Here is a 1,755-nt window from a genome sequence, read left to right as displayed (position 1 = left end):
GCCGCGCTGACCTCGGCGCAAGTCGCTGCCCTGACCACGGCCCAGGTGCAGAGCCTGAGCACGACGGGCCTGGCCGCCCTGACCACGGCCAATATCGCCAACGGCCTGACCACCGACCAGATCGTTGCACTGAGCTCGAGCCAGGTTGCCGGTCTGACCACCGCGCAAGTTGGCGCGTTGTCCACCAACAGCATCGTCGCGCTGGAAACGGCCGACCTGGCCGGTCTCTCCACCGCCGCCATCGCTGCGCTGAAAACCACGCAAGTTGCCGCGCTGACCACCGACCAGGTCGTTGCCCTGTCGAATACCCAGGTGGCAGCGTTCACCACCGCCGGTGTCGCCGCGCTGACCACCGACCAGGTGGTTGCCCTGACCACCGGCCAGGCCAATGCGCTGACCACCGCGCAAGTGGCAGCCCTGTCCACCAACGCCATCGTGGCGCTGGAAACGGCCGACTTTGCCGCGCTGAAAACCGCCGGTGTTGCCGCACTGACCACCAACCAGATCCGCGCCCTGACCACCGACCAAGTCGTCGCACTGACCACCGCTGGCGCCGGCGCGCTGACCACCCAGCAAGTTGCCGCCTTCACCACCGACGCCATCGTCGCGCTGGAAACGGCGCGCAAGTCGCTGCCCTGACCACGGCCCAGGTGCAGAGCCTGAGCACGACGGGCCTGGCCGCCCTGACCACGGCCAATATCGCCAACGGCCTGACCACTAACCAGATCGTCGCCCTGTCGTCGAGCCAGGTTGCCGGCCTGACCACCGCGCAAGTAGGCGCCTTGTCCACTGCGAGCATCGTCGCGCTGGAAACGGCCGACCTGGCTGGCCTGACCACCGCCGGCGTCGCCGCCCTGAAAACGGCGCAAGTTGCCGCCCTGACGACCGACCAGCTGGTGGCCCTGTCCACCAACCAGATCGTCGCGCTGACCACCGCCAGCGCTGCTGCGCTGACCACCGACCAGATCGTTGCCTTGACCACCACCCAGGCTGGCGCACTGACCAGCCAGCAAGTGGCCGGTCTGTCCACCGCCGCGATTGCCGCCCTGGAAACGGCCGACTTCGCTGCGCTGAAAACCGCCAGCCTGGCCGCGCTGACCACCAACCAGGTCCGTGCCCTGACCACCGACCAGATCGTGGCCTTGAGCACCACCGCCGCCAACGCGCTGACCACGCAGCAAGTCGCTGCCCTGACCACCGACGCCATCGTGGCGCTGGAAACTGCCGACTTCGCCGCGCTGAAAACTGCCGCGATCGCCGGCCTGACCTCGGCGCAAGTGGCCGCGATCACCACCGCGCAGGTGCAGGCGCTGACCACCGCGTCGCTGGCGGCGCTGTCCACGGCCAATATCGCCAACGGTCTGACCACCGACCAGGTTGTTGCGCTGAGCTCGAGCCAGGTCGCTGCACTGACCACCGCGCAAGTTGGCGCGTTGTCCACCAATAGCATCGTCGCGCTGGAAACGGCCGACCTGGCCGGCCTGACCACCGCCGGTGTCGCTTCCCTGCGCACGGCGCAAGTGGCTGCCCTGACGACCGACCAGCTGGTGACCCTGTCCACCAACCAGATCGTCGCGCTGACCACCGCCGGTGCTGCCGCGCTGACCACCGACCAGATCGTTGCCCTGACCACTACCCAGGCCGGTGCACTGACCAGCCAGCAAGTGGCCGGCCTGTCCACCGCCGCGATTGCCGCCCTGGAAACGGCCGACTTCGCTGCGCTGAAAACCGCCAGCCTGGCCGCGCTGACCACCA

At 68.5% G+C, this 1,755-nt stretch carries 2 pseudogenes; both read left to right on the top strand.

Going from position 1 to position 1,755, the window contains the following annotated elements:
- Positions 1–639, top strand: a pseudogene (locus tag ASF04_RS27930) (heme utilization protein); the annotation flags it as partial.
- 11 nt (positions 640–650) lie between these two features.
- Positions 651–1,755 (top strand): annotated as a pseudogene (locus tag ASF04_RS27925) (heme utilization protein); the annotation flags it as partial.

This window comes from Duganella sp. Leaf61, from assembly GCF_001421905.1.
GTDB classification, from domain to species: Bacteria; Pseudomonadota; Gammaproteobacteria; order Burkholderiales; family Burkholderiaceae_D; genus Rugamonas; species Rugamonas zoogloeoides.
This window is presented reverse-complemented; position numbering and strand designations above follow the sequence as displayed.